We start from the raw sequence: 19,662 nt of genomic DNA, 5'->3' as shown, positions 1-19,662 counted from the left end.
GCGGGCTGAGAAAGTTTGTAGTCTGGTGCGATAGGTAAGTGCTATATAGCCACTGTCGTCCCGAGTTTCCGAAACGCTATTTCAATGAAAAGACTGCGCCTATTCATTTCTGCCGCCCTTGCCGTGGCCATGATACCGGTTCCGCTCGAGATCGGTGCTGGTCAAATGCGGGCTCATGGCGGCGAAGATTATGCAACGCTTGAAAAACTCGGCGCGGCGCTGTTCGATGATGCCAATCTCTCCATGAACCGGACGATGGCGTGTTCCACCTGCCATATGCAGGCGGCGGGTTTTTCCGATGCGCGCGAAAGCGACAAGGTCGGGCGGGACGTCTCTCTCGGCGATGACGGGATTTCGCTGGGCGACCGCAATGCGCCGACTGCAGCCTATGCCCGGTTCACGCCGCCATTCGGCAGGAACGCTGCGGGAGAGTATGTCGGCGGGCAATTCTGGGATGGTCGTGCCTCCCTGCTGGAAGACCAGGCGGGTGGACCACCGCTCAACCCGATCGAAATGGGCATGCCGGATAAAGCCTCTGTCGTCAAACGGCTGAAGGAAAACCCTGATTATGTTGCGGCGTTCGGCACACAGTTCGGCAGCGATGTTTTCCAGAGTGACGAAGGCGCCTTTGCTGCGATGACCAAGGCGCTGGCGAGCTTCGAGCGTTCCGATGAATTCTCCACCTTCGATTCCAGGTATGACCGTTTCCTGCGCGGCGAAGAAAAGCTGACCGATCAGGAGGAGCTGGGCCGGGTTCTGATCTCCTCGACACAGTTCACCAATTGCAATACCTGCCATGAAATCCGTGGCGCCAAGGGTTTGGAAGACGGCCTCTTCACCAACCACAAATATTTCAACATCGGTGTTCCGGCCAACACGTCGGTCAGGGCAGCCAACGGCTCCAAGCCGGATGCGGTCGATCTCGGATTGGCGCAAAATCCCGCCGTGGCCGGCGATCCGGCTCAGCGCGGCAAGTTCAAGGTGCCTACTCTTCGCAACGTCGCCGTCACTGGTCCCTACATGCACAATGGCGTGTTTAAGGATCTGCGCACGGTGGTGCTGTTTTACGTGAAATACAAAAGCAAGAAACCCAGCCGGCAGATCAACCCTGAAACGGGTAAAACCTGGGATGCGCCGGAAGTGCCTGATAATATCGCTATGACAGAGCTGACTTCCGCACCGGCGCTGGACGACAAGCGTGTGGACGCCATCGTCGCCTTTTTGAAGACGCTGACTGACAAAAGATATGAACATCTTTTGCCAAAGGAAGATGGGCAAGCGACCGTGCCGCCTGCCCAACCGGTTGCCGTCAGCGTCACGCCGAAAGCGCCTTGAATTCTGCGAGAACCGCGTCACCCATTTCGGAGGTGCTGACCTGACGGGAACCGTCGGACATGATGTCGGCGGTGCGGATGCCCTTGTCGAGCACGTTCGCAATTGCAGTTTCGAGCTTCGTTGCCTCATCAACCATATTGAACGAATAGCGCAGGCACATGGCGAATGACGCGATCATGGCAATGGGGTTGGCGATGCCCTTGCCGGCAATGTCAGGTGCCGAACCGTGCACCGGCTCGTACATGGCCTTGCGCTTGCCGGTCTTGGCATCTGGTGCACCAAGCGATGCCGACGGCAGCATGCCGAGCGAGCCCGTCAGCATGGCAGCGACGTCGGAAAGCATGTCGCCGAAGAGGTTGTCGGTCACGATCACGTCGAACTGTTTGGGCTTGCGCACCAGCTGCATGCCGCCGGCATCGGCCAGCATATGCTCCAGCTGAACGTCCTTGTATTTCGCAGCGTGGGTTTCGGTGACGACCTGGTTCCACAAAACGCCAGACTTCATGACGTTGCGCTTCTCCATGGAGCAGACGCGGTTGTCGCGTGTGCGTGCCAGTTCGAAAGCGACGCTGGCGATGCGCTCGATCTCGAAGGTGTCGTAGATCTGCGTGTCGATACCGCGCTTCTGGCCGTTGCCGAGGTCGATGATCTGCTTGGGCTCGCCGAAATAGACACCGCCCGTCAATTCGCGGACGATGAGGATATCGAGACCCTCTACCAGCTCCGGCTTCAGTGAGGAGGCTTCGGCAAGTGCCGGGTAGCAGATGGCGGGGCGCAGGTTGGCGAAAAGTTCGAGATCCTTGCGCAGGCGAAGCAGGCCGGCTTCCGGGCGGTGTTCGTAGGGAACGCCATCCCACTTCGGGCCGCCCACGGCGCCAAACAGGATCGCATCGGCGGCAAGGGCCTTTTCCATATCTGCGTCGGAAATCGCGACGCCATGGGCATCATAAGCGGAGCCGCCGACCAGACCTTCCTGCGTGGTGAAGCCGGCATTTTTCGCGCTGTTCATATAGTCGATCAGTTTGCGGACTTCGGCCATGGCCTCGGGGCCGATACCGTCACCGGGCAGAAGGAAAAGCGTGCGGACTGTCATGAGAACCCTCCTTGGGCGGCGCGCCGGAAACCATCATGAAGGGTTTTCGATTGCGGCGAGCGCGGCGTCAAACTCGTTTCCGTCCTGCCGCCTCACAAGTCACATCGCCAGCCGAACGGGATCGGGGGCTTCTTATCCCCGCCTCAACGGCATTTCAAGCAAAGCAAAAGCCGATCCGGTACGGTTTTGTACGGGATCGGCTTTTAAAAGAGGATAGAAGTGCGGTCAGGCCCAGGGGCGGACCGAGGCAGTTGCCTTTTCGAACGTGTCGATGGCGCCGGAATGCTCCAGTGTCAGGCCGATGTCGTCGAGGCCGTTCAGCATGCAATGGCGCTTGAATTCATCGATCTCGAAGGTGATCGTGCCGCCATCAGGGCCGCTGATTTCCTGACGTTCCAGATCGATGGACAGAACGGCGTTCGAGCCGCGCGAGGCGTCGTCCAACAGCTTTTCGAGATTCTCGGGGCTGACGACGACAGGCAGAATGCCGTTCTTGAAACAGTTGTTATAAAAGATATCGGCGAAGCTGGTGGAGATCACGCAGCGGATGCCGAAATCGAGAAGCGCCCATGGTGCATGTTCGCGCGAAGAGCCGCAGCCAAAATTATCGCCCGCGACGAGGATCTGGGCGTTCTGGTAAGCGGGCTTGTTCAGCACAAAATCTGGATTGGGCGAGCCATCTTCGAGATAACGCGACTCGGCAAAAAGGCCGGTGCCAAGACCCGTGCGCTTGATGGTCTTAAGATAGTCTTTGGGAATGATCATATCGGTGTCGATATTGACGACCGGCATGGGCGCAGCAACGCCCGTCAGCTTGGTGAATTTTTCCATCTGTCGCTTCCCGTGTTTCCCTGGTCACAAAATCCGGCGAGGACTGACGCCCGCCGGATATTTTCTGTCGGGAAATACTGCAAAACGGATCGCTTTAGAAGCGCAAACCCGCATTCTTCGGTACGCCGCGTGCAGCGTTCTCGCATTTTGGCAGGATTAACGATCTCAGAGATCGATGATCGTGCCTTTGCCGTCGTTCCAGACGCGCATGTCGCGCTGGTTGCGGGGCTTGACCGGAATGGGTGCCGGCTTCATACGCGCCGAAAGCAGACGGGCAGCGCTGAGAACGGCGAGCACGCCGATAAAAGCGACCGTAAGCGAGGCGGTAAAAAGAGCCACCAAAGCCAGAAGTGCGATGCCGGATGCGGCAATGAAAAATGAACGGATGCCTTGCATGATTCAACCTTTCTTTCCAGACGAATGTGGGCCTTCTTCTTCCGGCTTGCAAGAGGATTCAGTGGATTGTGGTGTTGCAGATGTCACAAAAGCTTGACACAAGTGCGGCATGACTAATTTTTTCGAAAATATTCCTGTGAGACCGCGCCGTTCGCTGCTGTCGGTTCCGGCAATCAATGTCAGGGCGCTCGAAAAAATCCGCGATCTCGATTGCGATGGGGTTATTCTCGATCTGGAGGATTCCGTTGCACCCGATGTGAAGGGCGAAGCGCGAGAGAATCTGGGCAGGCTGTTTTCGGATGCGCACTTTGCGGGACGCGAGATCATTATCCGTATCAATCCGCTGTCAACGCCGGATGGTATGGAGGATTTAAAGCTCGTGCTTTCCTGCCGGCCGGATGCGGTATTATTACCGAAGGTAGAGCAGCCCGCCGATATTAACGATGTGGCCGATCTTCTGGCGGAGGCCGATGCGCCCCAGGGCTTGAAAATCTGGGCGATGATCGAGACGCCGCTCGGTGTGTTGAACGCAGCGTCCATTGCTGACGCTGCCCATACGCCGGATGGACGGCTTGCCGCTTTCGTCCTCGGACTCAACGATCTGCGCAAGGAGACACGGGTTCCTTCCGTGCCCGGGCGAACCTACCTCGTGCCATGGATGATGCAGGTGGTGCTTGCCGCCCGCGCCTATGGGCTTGATGTCATCGATAGCGTGTCGAATGATTTTCGCGATATCGCGGCTTTTGGCACCGAGTGCGAGCAGGGCCACGCCATGGGCTTCGATGGCAAGATGCTGATCCACCCGGCCCAGATCGAGCCCGCCAATCGTCACTTCGGCCCCGATGAGGCCGCTGTCGCTGAAGCCAGGGTGATTATTGACGCTTTCGCAAAACCCGAATCTGTGGAATTGAACGTCATCAACATGAACGGGCGGATGATCGAACGGCTGCATGTTAGCCAAGCCGAAAGGCTGGTCGCCATGGCCGATATCATCGCACAACGAAAGGCGCAAAAGACGTGAAGGTCTATCGTTTCATTACAGGTCCCGATGACGCGAAGTTCTGTCACCGGGTCACCGAAGCTCTGAACAAGGGGTGGGAACTTGCCGGTTCACCCAGCTACGCCTTCAACGCCGCAAGCGGCGTCATGCATTGCGGCCAGGCCGTGACCAAGGTGGTCGAGGGCAAGGAATACCACCCGGATATGAAGCTCGGCGAGCAATAAGAGGAGTGGCTGCCGGCGGGCTCAGCGCTCCGCCGCGGCCTCGTCGGCGCTTTCTTCGATCCGCTCCATGTCGTCATCCGACAGGCCGAAGTGATGGCCGATCTCGTGGATGAGGACATGGGTGATGATGTCGCCTAGCGTTTCCTCATTCTCGGCCCAGTAGTCGAGAATGGGGCGGCGATAAAGCGTGATGCGGTTCACCATCTCGCCGGTTTCCATGGTGAAACGTTCGGAGATACCGCGCCCCTCGAACAATCCCAGCAAGTCGAACGGTGTTTCGAGCGCCATGTCCTCGAACACTTCGTCTGTTGGGAAATCAGAGATCTCGATGACGAGATCCTTGGTCAATGCACGGAATTCTTCTGGCAGGTGGCCATATGCCTCGATCGCAAGCGACTCGAAGGCGGAAAGTGTCGGCGCATGGCGGTCCCGCCAATCGTCGGTCTGGTCTATGCGGGCCATTTCTGCTCCTTGTTGAAGGCCCATATAAACACTTGCTGCGCAAATTTCGAGACCTGACTGCTTCGCTTGCCAAAAAAGCATGAAATTCTTGGCGTTAGAGTTACTTTTCAAACATCCGTCATCTTGACATAAACTGATGTCTCGCGTAATTCGCACCCAAATTGATGGCGTATTGCGCCTTCTGTTTATTCCGCCCCTCAAAGGCGGCTTCACCGGCAGACTTTCAAAAGGGCATTCAGTCCTGACGGATTTCCGCTACTCCGACTGATAAAAAGACGGCCAGCTTGCTTTGGCGGGCAGAGCCGGAACGAACATGAAAGGATAACAAATGTTCGCAGTCATCAAGACCGGCGGTAAGCAGTACCGCGTAGCGGCCGATGCCGTGCTGACCATCGAAAAGCTGGAAGCAGAGGCAGGCGCAACCGTAGAATTCACCGAAGTTCTCGTGATCGGCGAAGGCGCCGACGCTCAGTTCGGTGCTCCCTTTGTCAAGGGTGCCATCGTCAAGGCTGAAGTTGTCGAGCACAATCGCGGCAAGAAGGTCATCGCCTTCAAGAAGCGTCGTCGTCAGAACTCCAAGCGTTCGCGCGGCCATCGTCAGCATCACACTGTCGTCCGCATCACGGACATCGTTGCTGCCTGATAGGCGCGACACGGGAAACAAGGTTTAAAGGAGAACTCCAATGGCACACAAAAAAGCTGGCGGTTCATCGCGTAACGGTCGCGATTCCGAATCCAAGCGCCTTGGCGTAAAGAAGTTCGGCGGCGAAGCTGTCATTCCAGGCAACATTATTCTGCGTCAGCGCGGAACCCAGTGGCATCCGGGCGCCAACGTTGGCATCGGCAAGGACCACACGATTTTCGCACTGACCGCAGGTAACGTGAACTTCCGTACGAAGGCCAACGGCCGCGTATTCGTATCCGTGGCCCCGAAAGCGGAAGCCGCAGAATAAGCCGGTAAGCGTCATATGCAGCCGGTGTCCCATCGACCCGGCTGAGACGTATCAGGTTCAGTCAAGAAAACAGGGGAGATGGGGTACCACCCAACTCCCCTTTTTCTTTAACCCCCAGGAGGGACTGAACCATGCAAGCTGAATTGTTGAGGGTTGACCAATCACGGTCACCCGAAGAGCGGCCGAGGCCCGATCGGTCGAGGAGCGATTGCCCCGTTTTACTGTCGCAGAGGCTGGTTTTACGCAAGCCTCACGAAGAAGACATCGACGCCCTTGCCCATCTTGCCAACAATGCCAATATCGCGACCATGGTGTCGCGTATGCCGCACCCGTACACGGCCAAAGACGCCGCGGACTTCGTGCGACGCACCAATGCTGGCGAGATCGGCAAGTGCGTCTATGCGATTACCCGCATGGACAATGGCGAGTTTCTGGGTTGCTGCGCGCTTGAACCGCAGGAAGACGAAAAGACGCTGGAAATCGGTTACTGGCTGGGGGAACCCTACTGGAACCGGGGCTACATGACCGAAGCCACGCATGCGCTGATCGACATGGCCTTCCGCACGCGTGAAATCGACCAGATCGATGCCCGCTGCCGGGTCACCAACATCCCCTCGCGCCGGGTCATCCAGAAGTGCGGTTTCCAGTTCCAGGGCTCCGGCATGGTCGGTTCGCTGGCATTGGGTGGTATGGTACCGGTAGAATGGTACAGGCTGGACCGCAAGACCTGGGTTTCGCTGAAGAGCTGGGGGGACATGGGATGAGCACGATCGAGCTTACCCGTCACCGTGCAACTGCGACGGTCGCGCCGCCCGGCCCCTGCCCGGTCATCGAGACGTCGCGTCTGGTGCTGCGTCCGCAGCGGCTTTCCGATGCCGGCAGCATTGCGGAATCGCTTGGCGATTTTGCCGTGACCAGGATGCTGGCCCGTGTTCCCGCGCCGTATCATCGACAGGATGCGCTGGAATGGCTGGTCCTGCGTACTTCAGGCACCCTGCCCGATTGGGATTTCGCCATCACAAGCGGTGACGATACACTCATCGGCGTCGTCTCGGTCGAATTGCGGCACGGCGAGTGGCATCTCGGCTACTGGCTGAACCGGTTCTACTGGGGCAAGGGTTATATGACCGAGGCGGTGGCCGCCGTGGTCGAGCGGTTCTTCCGCCGCATGCCCGGTGTGGTTCTCCATTCCGGTGTGTTTGCGGATAATCCGGCTTCGCTGCGCGTGCAGGAAAAACTGGGCTTCCGGGTGACCGGCTGCCACCAGATTTACGCCACGGCGCGTGCTGCGATGGTGGCGCATATCGATACGGCGATCACGGCTGAGGATTTCGTTCAGCAGCACCGCTGACAATCAAAACAAGGCCGGTTGCCGCAAACCGGCCTTGTCTCACGCAGGCGCTTCCCGCACGATAGTCTTTGACCTTGTGGAGAAGCGCTTGTATTCGAAACGACGATATTTTTGTTTGGCACAACGCCTTGAGCTGATGTGCCCGCAAACCGACAGAACGGCAGTCCGATGAAATTTCTCGATGAAGCAAAAATCTATATCAAGTCCGGTGATGGCGGCGCGGGCGCCGTTTCCTTCCGACGCGAAAAATTCATCGAGTTCGGCGGCCCTGATGGCGGCGATGGCGGACGCGGCGGCGACGTCTGGATCGAGGTGGTCAACGGTCTGAACACGCTGATCGACTTCCGCTTTCAGCAGCATTTCAAGGCCTCGATCGGACAGCACGGCATGGGTAAGACCCGCACCGGCGCCAAGGGTTCCGACGTGGTTCTGAAAGTGCCTGTCGGCACGCAGATTTTCGAGGAAGACAACGAGACGCTGATCGTCGACCTGACAAAGGAAGGCCAGCGTTTTCGTCTTGCCGCTGGCGGTAACGGCGGTTTCGGCAACGCCTATTTCAAGTCTTCGACCAATCAGGCGCCGACCCATGCCAATCCGGGCCTTGCGGGCGAAGAAAAGACGCTCTGGCTTCGCCTGAAGCTGATCGCTGACGCCGGTCTCGTTGGTCTGCCGAATGCAGGTAAGTCGACATTCCTCGCGACCGTGACGCGCGCGCGGCCGAAGATCGCCAATTATCCATTCACGACCCTGCATCCGAATCTCGGCGTCGCGACCATCGACGGCCGTGAATTCGTGCTGGCCGACATTCCCGGCCTGATCGAAGGCGCGCATGAGGGTGTGGGCATCGGCGACCGTTTCCTCGGCCACGTGGAGCGCACCCGTGTGCTTCTGCATCTCGTCTCCGCGCAGGAAGAAAAGGTCGGGCAGGCCTATAAGACTGTTAAGGCCGAACTGGATGCCTATGGTGGCGGGCTGACCGACAAGCCAGAAATCGTGGCGCTTTCGCAGATCGACGTGCTGGACGAAAAAGAACTGAAAAAGAAGGCAAAGGAACTGGAAAAGGCCTGCGGCCGTCCTCCGCTCCTTCTGTCTGCCGCTGCCCACATTGGTATGACGGAGGCGCTGCGCGCCCTTCGCGATATCATCGTCTCGGCAAGCAATGGCGGCGAGACCGCCCTTCCCGACCGCTCAATGCCTGTGGATAGCGAGGCCGAGGAAGAGGACGATCGCCTATGAGCCTCACCCGCAAACCGCTGGGTAGCCACCACCGGATCGTCATCAAGATCGGTTCGGCACTTCTGGTGGACCGGAAAAGCGGGCTCAAGAAAGATTGGCTCGACGCCATTTGCGAGGACATCGCTGCGCTGAAGAAAAACGGCGCAGATGTTCAGGTGGTGTCTTCTGGCGCCATCGCGCTCGGCCGCACGGTGCTCGGTCTGCCCTCCGGCGCATTGAAGCTGGAGGAAAGCCAGGCAGCGGCGGCCGTCGGCCAGATCGCTCTGGCGCGGGCATGGTCGGAAAGCCTGTCGCGGCATGAGATCGTCGCTGGCCAGATTCTGCTGACGCTGTCCGACACCGAGGAGCGCCGCCGTTACCTCAATGCGCGCGCCACCATCAACCAGCTGCTGAAGATCGGTGCCATTCCGATCATCAATGAAAACGACACGGTGGCAACCACCGAAATCCGCTACGGCGACAATGACCGTCTGGCCGCCCGCGTGGCCACCATGACCGGTGCCGATCTTCTGGTATTGCTGTCTGATATCGACGGGCTTTACACGGCTCCGCCGCATCTTGATCCGGATGCGAAGTTCCTTGAGACGATTGCAGATATTACGCCCGAGATTGAGGCCATGGCAGGCGGTGCGGCTTCCGAGCTTTCACGCGGCGGCATGCGCACCAAGATCGATGCCGGCAAGATCGCGACCGCTGCCGGCTGCGGCATGATCATCGCTTCCGGCAAGACGCTCAATCCGTTGAAGGCCATCGAAAACGGCGCCCGCTCCTCGTGGTTTGCGCCATCAGGCACACCGGTGACGGCGCGAAAGACCTGGATTGCCGGTCAGTTGCAGCCGGCAGGTGAGATTCATGTGGATGCGGGTGCGGAAAAAGCGCTCTATGCCGGTAAAAGCCTGCTTCCCGCGGGCGTGCGGGTGGTGAAGGGCAATTTTGGACGCGGCGATGCGATTGCCATTATCGGCGTTGAAGGCCGAGAGGTCGCGCGCGGCCTTGCAGGCTACGATGCGGAAGAGGCGCGTCTTATCATCGGTCACAAGTCCAACGAGATCGAGGCGATACTTGGCTATGTCGGGCGTGCGGCGATGATCCATCGTGACGATCTGGTGATGGCGGGTGCCGCCGTGAAAGTTAAAAATACTGAAAAGGATGAGGTCCATGCCTGAACAGGCCGTGAAGCAGAGCCATGATATTGATGCACTGATGATGACCATCGGTGCACAGGCAAAAGCTGCTTCGCGACCGTTGTCCATCGCAGGTACGGATCAGAAAAAACGTGCGCTTCTCGCCATGGCGTCCGCCATCGAGGCGTCGAGGGAAACGATCCTTGCCGCCAACAGGAAAGATCTGGCGGCGGCGGATAATAGCGGCCTTGCCGCTTCCTTCATCGACAGGCTTACGCTTGACGATGCGCGGATCGCCGGTATCGCCGAAGGCATCCGCTCGGTTGCCGCGCTGCCTGATCCGGTTGGCGAAGTTATTGCCGTCTGGGATCGCCCGAACGGTCTGAAGATCGAGCGCGTGCGCACGCCGCTTGGCGTCATCGGCGTGATTTACGAGAGCCGCCCGAATGTGACTGCAGATGCCGGCGCGCTCTGCCTCAAGGCGGGCAATTCGGTCATCCTGCGCGGCGGCTCGGATTCGCAACATTCATCGCGTGCTATCCATGCCTGCCTCGTCGAGGGCCTGAAGATCGCCGGTCTTCCCGAGCATGCCATTCAGCTGGTGCCGGTCACCGACCGCGCTGCCGTGGGCGCGCTTCTTGGTGGATTGAATGGCACGGTTGATGTGATTGTGCCGCGCGGCGGCAAAAGCCTGGTTGCGCGGGTGCAGTCTGAGGCGCGGGTTCCGGTCTTTGCGCATCTGGAAGGTATTTGCCATATCTATGTCGACGGATCGGCCGATCTCGACATGGCGAAACGCATCGTCGTGAATGCCAAGATGCGCCGCACCGGCATTTGCGGCGCGGCGGAAACGCTGCTGGTGGATGCCGCTGTTGTTGCCACGCATCTTGAACCGCTCGTCAAGGGCCTGATCGAGGCCGGTTGTGAAGTACGCGGTTCGCAGGCCGTGCGTAATGTTGTCGAGGGCTTGAAAGCCGCAACGGAAGATGACTGGCGCACCGAATATCTCGATGCGATCATTTCGGTTGCTGTCGTGGACGGTATTTCAGGCGCGATCGACCATATCAGCACCTATTCGTCCAACCACACGGAGGCGGTGATCGCCGAGGACCCAGCGGTGGTCGAGCGTTTCTTCAACGAACTCGATTCGGCCATTCTGCTGCATAACGCTTCCACGCAATTTGCCGATGGCGGTGAATTCGGAATGGGTGCGGAAATCGGCATCGCCACGGGCAAGATGCATGCACGCGGCCCTGTTGGTGTCGAGCAGCTCACGTCGTTCAAATACCGCGTGCATGGCACCGGTCAGACGCGGACCTGATAGTTGCTGGTCGAAACACGCCTCGACAGACGTTATCTCACCATGCCGCATGCGGAGCGCGGCATGGTCGTCGGGCTGTTTGGCGGCTCCTTCAATCCGCCGCATGCCGGCCATGCCCTTGTTGCCGAAATAGCGCTTCGCAGGCTGGGTCTAGACCAGCTCTGGTGGATGGTGACGCCAGGCAATCCGCTGAAAAGCCGCTCGGAACTGGCGTCTCTGGAGGATCGTATCGCTGCCTGCGAAAGGCTGGTCAGCGATCCCCGCATCAAGGTGACGGCTTTTGAAAAATCGCTGGGGATCAGCTACACGGCCAATACGCTTGCCAAGGTGAAAGCAAAAAATCCGCATGTCCGCTTCATCTGGATCATGGGAGCCGACAATCTGAAAAGCTTCCATCGCTGGCAACAATGGCGAAGGATCGCCGAGACCTTTCCGATTGCGGTGATCGACCGGCCGGGTTCCACCCTCTCCTACCTCTCCTCCACCATGGCGCAGGCCTATAGCCAGGCGCGGATCGATGAGGATGATGCGGGTGTTTTGTGGAAAAAAAAGGCGCCTGCCTGGGTCTTTATCCATGGTCCGCGTTCCACGCTCAGTTCGACGGCGCTCCGCAATAATCACAAATGATGTATGCGACAGCCGTTGAAGGCTCCATATCTTGAAAAGTTAATGCTTTGGTGCCACCTTAATCTGGTGACGCACAGATTCGCGTCGCCAGTGCCTGTTTTGTCATTCTTGGAAAGGGAAAACCTCTGACAACAGTACACGCCAAGGGAAGAGCATTTGTTGCTATCCCGAAGGGTCAGGACAGTGGCGCCGATGCCGCCGACCACGCCCTCGAAACCGTCCTCGCGAGCCTCGAGGACTCCAAGGCTGAAGATATCGTATCTCTCGACATTGCCGGAAAATCGGCGCTTGCGGACTACATGGTGGTGGTCTCCGGGCGATCGAACAGGCATGTCTCGGCGATCTGCGAGCATCTTCTCAAGGATATGAAGGATGAAGGGTTTGGAAGCGCCCGCGTCGAAGGTCTGGAGACCGGAGATTGGGTGCTGATCGATACCGGCGATATCATCGTTCATGTGTTCCGTCCGGAAATCCGTGTCTTCTACAACATTGAAAAAATGTGGGCGACGCCGGAAATGCCGGAAGACACGCTGCATTGATGCGGTGAGCCTTTGACGTCGCACATCGGGCCTCCCGAATATCATTTTTGATTTCGGATCGATGTGCGTGGTCGGAAAGCAAGCCGGCCGCATAGGAATCCGTAGGCTATGCTGTTAAGAGCGTGACCCTGTTGGGTCACGATGGATGCAGGTTTGCGATGCGGATTTCGATTTTTGCGGTGGGACGGCTGAAATCCGGCCCGGAAAAGGATCTTGCGACCCGTTATATCGAACGCCTTGCCAAGACCGGCCCGGCGATCGGGTTGGAGTTTTTGCGCGTGATCGAGGTCGCGGAAAGCCGGGCATCGAACGCGGAGACGCGCAAGCGCGAAGAAGCGGCGATGCTGGAAAAACATCTGGCTGATGGTACCGTGCTCGTGCTGCTGGACGAGCGCGGCAAGGCGCTGGATAGCCCGGCCTTTGCCTCATTTTTTGGCGATCTGCGTGATAGCGGCAAGCGCGACCTCGTGATTGCGATTGGTGGCGCCGACGGCCTAGATCCTGCACTTTACGACAGAGCGGCGGCCGTTCTTAATCTCGGCAAGCTCACATGGCCGCACCAGATCGTTCGTATTCTGATCGCCGAACAGCTTTACCGCGCCGTCACCATTCTCTCCGGTCATCCCTATCATCGCGTTTGAGCGTGATCTTCATGTGGAAAATTGTCTCAATTTCAACATGAAGCTTCGCGAGACGGAAAGGCGTGAAGGCTTTGAAGCCAGCCTGTTTCTGGCCTCTTGGAAGATTGGGGCAAAATCCCTAATATCGGCGCTCCTGCTTCGGCATCAAAGAAAGTTCAAATGGACAAGAGGTCTCAACGAAAACGCCACGCTGCCCTCGCGGGCGCGGTTTTCGCTGTCCTTGTCCTGGGGATTTCCCCCGTTGAACGCGCCTTTTCGCGTGATGATGCGGGTGCTGCGCCTGCTGGTGAGGGTGATTCGTCGCCGGAGGCGCTTCAGACGCTGGAAAAGCGCCGTGATCAGAACCGCCAGGATCTGGAAGAGCTGGTCGACAGCATCGGACTTTCGGAAGACAAGACCCGAAATCTCGAGGAAAGCATTGCTTCCCTTAATCAGGATAGCGCCCGTATCCGCGACGAGCTGATAGCGTCGGCTGCGCGCCGCAAGGCACTGGAAACCAAGATCAGCGATGGCGAGGATCGTCTGGCCAAGCTTTCGGTCCGCGAAGATGGCGTCAAGGCATCCCTGCGCGAGAGGCGTGGCGTGCTGGCGGAGGTTCTGGCGGCGCTGCAGCGTATGGGCAGAAACCCTCCCCCCGCCCTTCTCGTTTCGCCTGATGATGCGCTGGCTTCGGTGCGCAGCGCCATCCTTCTCGGCGCCGTCGTGCCCGGCATTCGCGGTGAGACCGACAAGCTGGTTTCTGCTCTCAAAGAATTGACCGACGTCAGGCAGGCAATCGCTCGCGAAAAGGACGATCTTACGGGTATGATGACGGCAAGTCTGGAAGAGGAAAAACGCCTCGACCTGCTGCTTGCTGAAAACGACCGCAGAAATTCGCAGACGGCCGCGGCGCTGGAGGTGGAACGCAAGCGATCCGAGGAGCTTGCAAGCAAGGCGACCAGCCTCGAGGGTCTGGTCGGTTCGCTTGAAAGTGAGATCAGTTCGGTGCGGGAAGCTATGGAAAGGGCGCGTGCGGAAGAGCAGCGCGTGGCCCGTCTTTCCGAAGCGGAACGTGAGAAGGAGCGTGCCGCAGCCGAGGCAGGAATGCCCGATAAAAACCGTATTGCGCCCGCATATCCCTTCGCGAGTTTGAAGGCAAAGCTGGACCTGCCGGTGGCTGGAGATGTGTTGCGCCGGTTCGGCGATGCGGATGGTACGGGCCACTTTTCCAAGGGAATTGTCGTCGCGACCGGACCTGAGGCCATCGTGACGGCACCGGCAGACGGCTTTGTTGTATTTGCCGGAGATTTTCGCAGTTACGGCCGAATGATCATCCTCAATACGGGTGACGGATACCATGTGGTCATGACGGGAATGGACAATGTGAGGACACGGCAGGGAATGTTTGTGTTCTCCGGAGAGCCAATCGCCTCCATGGGTGCAAAAAGAGTAGCGAGTGCAGCAGCATTGGCGCTGGAAACCGACCGGCCAACGCTCTACATTGAGTTCAGGAAAGATGGTGTGCCGGTTGATTCCCAACCTTGGTGGACCGCAAAAAATACCGGAAGGGCGCACAATGATTCGTAAGGTTTCGCTTCTCCTTATCGGTGGGCTTATGGGCGCCACGGCGATGAGTGTGATTTATTCGGCGAGCATGCCGGCACAGGCGGCCGGGCCTTCGACCTATAAGGAACTGTCAATATTTGGCGACGTGTTCGAACGGGTGCGTGCGCAATATGTGACGCCGCCGGATGACGAGAAGCTGGTCGAAAATGCCATCAACGGCATGCTCAGCTCGCTTGATCCGCATTCGAGCTTCATGAATGCCAAGGACGCCAACGACATGCGCACCCAGACCAAGGGTGAGTTCGGCGGTCTCGGCATCGAAGTGACCATGGAAAATGAACTGGTCAAAGTCATCTCGCCGATGGACGACACGCCTGCTTCGCGCGCAGGCATTCTTGCCGGCGACTATATTTCGGAAATCGACGGTACGCCGGTTCGCGGTCTGAAGCTGGAGCAGGCGGTCGAGAAGATGCGCGGCGCGGTCAAGACGCCGATCAAGCTGACGATCATCCGCCAGGGCGCCGACAAACCGCTCGAATTCACCGTCATGCGTGATGTGATTGCCGTACGCGCGGTCAAGTCCCGTGTCGAGGGCGATGTCGGTTATCTCCGCGTCATCTCATTTACCGAGAAGACCTATGACGATCTCGAAAAGGCGATCAAGAAGATTAAGACGGATGTGCCGGCTGACAAGCTGAAGGGCTACGTGCTCGATCTGCGTCTCAACCCCGGTGGTCTGCTCGATCAGGCGATCAATGTTTCCGACGCCTTCCTCCAGCGTGGCGAAGTCGTTTCGACCCGTGGCCGTAACCCGGACGAGACCCGTCGCTTCAATGCGACAGCTGGCGATCTGACCGATGGCAAGCCGGTTATCGTGCTCATCAACGGTGGCTCTGCTTCGGCGTCTGAAATCGTCGCCGGTGCGCTGCAGGATCTGCGTCGCGCGACTGTGGTCGGCACCCGCTCCTTCGGCAAGGGTTCGGTCCAGACGATCATCCCGCTCGGCGAGGCCGGCGCGCTGCGTCTGACCACGGCGCTTTATTACACGCCGTCTGGCAAATCGATCCAGGGCACGGGCATTACGCCTGATATCAAGGTCGAACAGCCGCTGCCGCCGGAATTGCAGGGCCGTGTCACGACCGAAGGTGAATCCAGCCTGACCGGCCATATCAAGGGCCAGAGCGAAACGGACGAAGGTTCGGGTTCTTCCGCTTACGTTCCGCCGGAAGCCAAGGACGATATCCAGCTGAATTATGCGCTGGACCTGTTGCGCGGTGCCAAGACCGATCCGTCGTTCCCGCCGAACCCGGACAAGGCTGTGGTCAACAAGCAGTAAGATGGATGCGCCGGCCAGCCGGCGCATTTTCTCGATTGCCTAACCGTTTGGACGGATCGTTCATTGCCTTCTGACCTGCGAAAACCGCTTCTGGGTCGACAGAAAAAAAGCGCCGGTATCAACCGGCGCTTTTCCGTCATTATGGTTCTGTCCGCGCTTGCAGTTCTGACGATCGGCGGGCTTTCCGTCTATACGGCCCTGTCGCCCGGTAATCTCCAGAAGACGGCTTCCGGGCCGGACACCCAGCCCCAGCTCCCCGAAGATGCTCCGAAAACAGCAGCAGCCGATGTGGCGGATCCTGACGACACGGCTGGTCTGAAGCCGGAAAGCGGCCGCTCCGGCGCGAATATAAATCGGGCGACGATGCCGGATGGCAATGTGGTATCGGTCTATTCTCCTCGCCCCCGTGACAGCGACGGACCGGTGCTGATGAGCGGCCAGACCTACGGTCAGGATCCGCGCATGGCCACGCGGCCCAATGATGCATTGCTGGAAGAAACCGCATTCGGCAGATTGCCCGTCGTCGGTGCCGATGGTTTGCGGCCGATGGAGCAATATGCCCGGCCGTGGTCCGGCGCACGCGGCACCCGGGTGGCGATCGTGGTCGGTGGTCTTGGCCTCAGCCAGACGGGTTCGCAAAAGGCGATCCGGGAACTGCCGCCGGAGGTGACGCTCGGTTTTGCTGCAAGCGGTAACAGCCTGCAGCGCTGGATGCAGGAAGCACGCCGTGAGGGGCATGAAATCCTTCTCCAGATACCGCTGGAGCCCTTCGGGTATCCCGGCACCAATCCCGGCCCGGACACGCTGCTGGCGAGCGATCCCGCTAAGGTCAATATCGACCGGTTGCATCGCTCCATGGCGAAGATTACCAATTATACTGGCATCATGAATTATCTCGGCGGGCGTTTCCTTTCCGAGCAGGCGGCGCTGGAGCCGGTCATGCGCGATATCGGCAAGCGCGGGTTGCTTTTTCTGGACGATGCCTCTTCGGCGCAATCGCTGAGCGGCGGGATTGCCAAAGCCATTTCCGCGCCGCAGGGCTTTGCCGATGTTCTGCTTGACGGTGAGGTCACCGAAGCCACTATCCTGCGCAAGCTGGACGAATTGGAGCGGATCGCGCGACGTAACGGTCAGGCGATCGGCGTTGCCTCGGCTTTTGACGAAAGCATCGCTGCAATCTCGAAGTGGTCGCGGGAGGCGGGCGGTCGTGGTATTGAGATCGTTGGTGTTTCTGCGCTTGTTTCGCAGCAGGCGGGGCAGTAAACCTTCTGCGCGGCCATTCCTTAGCGCCTTTTCGGCGCGCAGACAGTGCGGGTTTCCAATGACAATCAAAGCAGAAGATTTGCCTTACCGTCCCTGTGCGGGGATTATGGTTCTGAACGCCGAAGGCCTTGTCTGGGCCGGCCGGCGCATCAGGGAAGGCAATTCGGAATATGACGGTTCACCGCAATTGTGGCAGATGCCGCAGGGCGGCATCGATGACGGTGAACGGCCTTTGACGGCCGCCATTCGCGAACTTTACGAAGAGACGGGGATGAAAACGGTGACTTTGCTGGCGGAAGCGAGCGACTGGATCCATTATGATCTGCCGCCCGAACTGATCGGCATCGGCCTGAGAGGCAAGTATCGCGGGCAGGCGCAACGCTGGTTTGCCTTCCGTTTCGATGGCGACGAAAGCGAAATCCAGATCGACCCACCTCCAACAGGGCATACGGCTGAATTCGACGCCTGGGACTGGAAGCCGATGGAAAGCCTGCCAGAGCTCATCGTGCCCTTCAAGCGCGCGGTCTACGAGAAAGTGGTTGCGGAATTCCGGCACCTTGCCGGCAAGTAATAAAAAAGGCGGCCACTGGCCGCCTTTTCTTTGGTCGATTGCGAAAGCTTATTCTGCCTCGTTGGCGGAATCGGCGTTGAGTTGGCCGTATTTTTCCGCACCGATCTTGCCGAGCAGTTCGAGCTGGGTCTCAAGGAAGTCGATGTGACCTTCCTCGTCGATCAGCAGTGCTTCGAACAGCTTCATCGAGACATAGTCTCCGGCCTCGGAACAGATGTCGCGCGATTTCTTATAGGACGTCCGTGCGTCATATTCGCCCGCCAGATCGGCTTCGAGCACTTCCTTGACGTTCTGACCGATGCGCAGGGGAGCCAGGGTCTGGAGGTTGGGATGACCTTCCAGGAAAATGATACGATCGATGATCTTGTCGGCGTGCTGCATCTCTTCGATGGATTCCGCACGCTCCTTCTTTGCAAGCTTGGTGTAGCCCCAGTCATTCAGAAGTCGGTAGTGAAGCCAATACTGGTTTACCGCACCGAGTTCTAGAAAAAGGGCTTCGTTAAGCCGCTCGATGACTCTTGTGTCGCCTTTCAATGTCCGCTCTCCTGTTCTCTTCATGGAATCGCTTCAAGCGGGACATAAAATCAAAAACATCTGCTTCCGTCGAGTGGCGACGGGCGTGATATTCTTCGGTTGTCTGTATGATCAGGTCGACGACAGTCGGGAAACAGCCGCAGCAGCGGCCACGTTTTTCCATGGCATGATACACTTTTGCCGGAACGATAAGCTGCCAACAGTCCTCATCGAGGAGCTCGTTAATGACGTCCCGGATATCGTGGTCGGTGATGTAATTGCAGCTGCAAACCAGCATGATCGACTGCCTGTATGACGCAACACGTTGTTTTCGTTCTTAAACCAAAACAGGACACCCACTGTCAAGAAAAACCTCCAAGGATATCCGAAAGTGAACTCTGGATTCATTCTAAACTATACGAAAACTGTCGTATTTTCATTAGTTTAGCAGTTCCTATATTGCGGTATTTTTCGATCAAGTTTTTGTGCGTGGCGATATTATCAGGGCGGATATCACGAAAAGTTTACCTGCTTCCTTCCCGTTAGAAAGGGTGCCGATCTCAGGCGAAATATTGCCCGCCATTTGCGGTCATCGTGGAGCCGGTTATGAAACCGGCCTCGTCCGACACGAGAAAAAGGACGCAGCGCGCGATTTCTTCCGGTTCGCCCAGGCGCCCGATCGGGATTTGCGGCACGATCCGCTCGGCCAGCACTTTCTCCGGTATAGCCCTCACCATCTCCGTGCCGATGTAACCGGGGCAGATGGCGTTGACGGTAATGTTGCGGCTTGCGCCTTCCTGGGCGAGCGCCTTGGTGAAGCCGATATCGCCAGCCTTTGAGGCTGAATAGTTGACCTGGCCTGCCTGGCCCTTCTGGCCATTGATGGAGGAAATATTGACGATGCGACCGAAGCCGCGGTCGCGCATACCCAACCAGACTGGATGCGTCATGTTGAAGACGCCGGTGAGGTTGGTGTCGATCACCTCGCGCCATTGCTGCGGTGTCATCTTGTGAAACATCGCATCGCGGGTGATGCCGGCATTGTTGACGAGAACCTCGACGGGGCCGAAGGCCTCTTCAACCTGGGCTATGCCTTTTACGCAGGCATCATAGTCTCGCACGTCCCATTGAAACGCGGGGATGCCGGTTTCTTTCTGGAAGGCCTCTGCCCTATCGGTCGTGAAGGCGTAGTTGACGGCCACCTGGTAGCCGGCTGCCTGCAAGGCGCGGGCTATTGCTGCGCCTATGCCGCTTGTCCCGCCCGAAATCAACGCAACCCGGCTCATATGGCCTCCATTTCC

Annotated in this window: 23 protein-coding genes and 1 pseudogene; 17 read left to right on the top strand and 7 right to left on the bottom strand. The window is 58.3% G+C overall.

Going from position 1 to position 19,662, the window contains the following annotated elements:
* Window positions 1-84: 84 nt before the first annotated feature.
* The gene (locus G6L97_RS11915; RefSeq protein ID WP_065705103.1) at window positions 85-1,335 is read left to right on the top strand and encodes a cytochrome-c peroxidase; all 1,251 of its coding nucleotides are present in this window, start codon (window positions 85-87) and stop codon (window positions 1,333-1,335) included.
* On the opposite strand, the gene leuB is transcribed toward G6L97_RS11915, so the two are convergent.
* The 3 genes from leuB to G6L97_RS11900 form a co-directional block, all read right to left on the bottom strand.
* Complete coding sequence (gene leuB, locus G6L97_RS11910) at window positions 1,316-2,428, bottom strand: 3-isopropylmalate dehydrogenase (RefSeq protein WP_003516442.1); 1,113 nt, start codon at window positions 2,426-2,428, stop codon at window positions 1,316-1,318. The genes G6L97_RS11915 and leuB overlap by 20 nt on opposite strands.
* Window positions 2,429-2,653: 225 nt before the next feature.
* Window positions 2,654-3,259 carry a 3-isopropylmalate dehydratase small subunit gene (gene leuD, locus G6L97_RS11905; protein WP_065705105.1) on the bottom strand — a complete coding sequence of 202 codons (606 nt, stop codon included), beginning with the start codon at window positions 3,257-3,259 and terminating at the stop codon, window positions 2,654-2,656.
* Between the two features lie 165 nt (window positions 3,260-3,424).
* A complete protein-coding gene (locus G6L97_RS11900; protein WP_003516445.1) occupies window positions 3,425-3,655 on the bottom strand; it encodes a hypothetical protein in 231 nt (76 codons plus the stop codon).
* Window positions 3,656-3,764: 109 nt separating this feature from the next.
* On the opposite strand from G6L97_RS11900, the gene G6L97_RS11895 reads away from it, so the two are divergent.
* Both G6L97_RS11895 and G6L97_RS11890 read left to right on the top strand, forming a co-directional pair.
* The gene (locus tag G6L97_RS11895) at window positions 3,765-4,676 is read left to right on the top strand and encodes an HpcH/HpaI aldolase/citrate lyase family protein (RefSeq protein WP_065705106.1); all 912 of its coding nucleotides are present in this window, start codon (window positions 3,765-3,767) and stop codon (window positions 4,674-4,676) included.
* Complete coding sequence (locus G6L97_RS11890; protein ID WP_003505258.1) at window positions 4,673-4,879, top strand: DUF1737 domain-containing protein; 207 nt, start codon at window positions 4,673-4,675, stop codon at window positions 4,877-4,879. The genes G6L97_RS11895 and G6L97_RS11890 overlap by 4 nt, the downstream gene beginning before the upstream one ends.
* 21 nt (window positions 4,880-4,900) lie before the next feature.
* On the opposite strand, the gene G6L97_RS11885 is transcribed toward G6L97_RS11890, so the two are convergent.
* A complete protein-coding gene (locus G6L97_RS11885; RefSeq protein WP_003516449.1) occupies window positions 4,901-5,341 on the bottom strand; it encodes a metallopeptidase family protein in 441 nt (146 codons plus the stop codon).
* 328 nt (window positions 5,342-5,669) lie between these two features.
* Here G6L97_RS11885 and rplU point away from each other — a divergent pair, with 328 nt between their 5' ends.
* The 14 genes and pseudogenes from rplU to G6L97_RS11815 all read left to right on the top strand — a co-directional run bounded on the left by rplU (window position 5,670) and on the right by G6L97_RS11815 (window position 17,848).
* Entirely contained in the window at window positions 5,670-5,984 is a 315-nt protein-coding gene (rplU, locus tag G6L97_RS11880; protein WP_003516451.1) for a 50S ribosomal protein L21, read from the top strand.
* A 40-nt stretch (window positions 5,985-6,024) separates the two neighbouring features.
* A complete protein-coding gene (gene rpmA, locus G6L97_RS11875) occupies window positions 6,025-6,294 on the top strand; it encodes a 50S ribosomal protein L27 (protein ID WP_003492686.1) in 270 nt (89 codons plus the stop codon).
* Window positions 6,295-6,425: 131 nt separating this feature from the next.
* Window positions 6,426-7,058 carry a GNAT family N-acetyltransferase gene (locus tag G6L97_RS11870; RefSeq protein WP_003516453.1) on the top strand — a complete coding sequence of 211 codons (633 nt, stop codon included), beginning with the start codon at window positions 6,426-6,428 and terminating at the stop codon, window positions 7,056-7,058.
* A complete protein-coding gene (locus G6L97_RS11865) occupies window positions 7,055-7,645 on the top strand; it encodes a GNAT family N-acetyltransferase (protein ID WP_065662945.1) in 591 nt (196 codons plus the stop codon). The genes G6L97_RS11870 and G6L97_RS11865 overlap by 4 nt, the downstream gene beginning before the upstream one ends.
* A 168-nt stretch (window positions 7,646-7,813) precedes the next feature.
* Entirely contained in the window at window positions 7,814-8,881 is a 1,068-nt protein-coding gene (obgE, locus tag G6L97_RS11860; protein WP_003516456.1) for a GTPase ObgE, read from the top strand.
* A complete protein-coding gene (proB, locus tag G6L97_RS11855) occupies window positions 8,878-10,047 on the top strand; it encodes a glutamate 5-kinase (RefSeq protein ID WP_111782540.1) in 1,170 nt (389 codons plus the stop codon). Before obgE ends, proB begins: the two co-directional genes overlap by 4 nt.
* Window positions 10,040-11,326, top strand: coding sequence for a glutamate-5-semialdehyde dehydrogenase (locus G6L97_RS11850; protein ID WP_162632946.1), 1,287 nt, complete (start codon window positions 10,040-10,042; stop codon window positions 11,324-11,326). Before proB ends, G6L97_RS11850 begins: the two co-directional genes overlap by 8 nt.
* 42 nt (window positions 11,327-11,368) lie before the next feature.
* Window positions 11,369-11,953 (top strand): nicotinate-nucleotide adenylyltransferase, encoded by a 585-nt coding sequence (locus G6L97_RS11845; protein WP_075807713.1) that lies wholly within the window; start codon window positions 11,369-11,371, stop codon window positions 11,951-11,953.
* Between the two features lie 94 nt (window positions 11,954-12,047).
* Window positions 12,048-12,492: pseudogene (rsfS, locus tag G6L97_RS28145) on the top strand (ribosome silencing factor).
* 158 nt (window positions 12,493-12,650) lie between these two features.
* Window positions 12,651-13,133 carry a 23S rRNA (pseudouridine(1915)-N(3))-methyltransferase RlmH gene (gene rlmH, locus G6L97_RS11835; RefSeq protein WP_111782541.1) on the top strand — a complete coding sequence of 161 codons (483 nt, stop codon included), beginning with the start codon at window positions 12,651-12,653 and terminating at the stop codon, window positions 13,131-13,133.
* A gap of 159 nt (window positions 13,134-13,292) precedes the next feature.
* Complete coding sequence (locus G6L97_RS11830; RefSeq protein ID WP_003516466.1) at window positions 13,293-14,699, top strand: murein hydrolase activator EnvC family protein; 1,407 nt, start codon at window positions 13,293-13,295, stop codon at window positions 14,697-14,699.
* Window positions 14,689-16,014 (top strand): S41 family peptidase, encoded by a 1,326-nt coding sequence (locus G6L97_RS11825; protein WP_003516467.1) that lies wholly within the window; start codon window positions 14,689-14,691, stop codon window positions 16,012-16,014. Before G6L97_RS11830 ends, G6L97_RS11825 begins: the two co-directional genes overlap by 11 nt.
* A gap of 63 nt (window positions 16,015-16,077) precedes the next feature.
* Window positions 16,078-17,277 carry a divergent polysaccharide deacetylase family protein gene (locus G6L97_RS11820; protein ID WP_080800022.1) on the top strand — a complete coding sequence of 400 codons (1,200 nt, stop codon included), beginning with the start codon at window positions 16,078-16,080 and terminating at the stop codon, window positions 17,275-17,277.
* A gap of 58 nt (window positions 17,278-17,335) precedes the next feature.
* Entirely contained in the window at window positions 17,336-17,848 is a 513-nt protein-coding gene (locus G6L97_RS11815) for an RNA pyrophosphohydrolase (protein WP_013636972.1), read from the top strand.
* 48 nt (window positions 17,849-17,896) lie between these two features.
* Here the strand turns inward: G6L97_RS11815 and bfr are convergent, their stop codons facing one another.
* From bfr to phbB, 3 genes are all read right to left on the bottom strand, one after another.
* Window positions 17,897-18,382, bottom strand: a complete 486-nt coding sequence (bfr, locus tag G6L97_RS11810; protein WP_003516472.1) for a bacterioferritin — start codon at window positions 18,380-18,382, stop codon at window positions 17,897-17,899.
* Window positions 18,348-18,659, bottom strand: coding sequence for a (2Fe-2S)-binding protein (locus G6L97_RS11805; RefSeq protein WP_013636971.1), 312 nt, complete (start codon window positions 18,657-18,659; stop codon window positions 18,348-18,350). Before G6L97_RS11805 ends, bfr begins: the two co-directional genes overlap by 35 nt.
* Before the next feature lie 262 nt (window positions 18,660-18,921).
* On the bottom strand, window positions 18,922-19,647 hold the full coding sequence (gene phbB, locus G6L97_RS11800; RefSeq protein WP_111782542.1) for an acetoacetyl-CoA reductase: 726 nt from the start codon (window positions 19,645-19,647) through the stop codon (window positions 18,922-18,924).
* Window positions 19,648-19,662: the final 15 nt, after the last annotated feature.

Origin of the sequence: Agrobacterium tumefaciens (genome assembly GCF_013318015.2) — a bacterium.
In the GTDB taxonomy this organism is placed as follows: Bacteria; Pseudomonadota; Alphaproteobacteria; order Rhizobiales; family Rhizobiaceae; genus Agrobacterium; species Agrobacterium tumefaciens.
The sequence above is the reverse complement of the archived record's forward strand: the minus strand, read 5'-3'. Positions and strand labels throughout refer to the sequence as shown.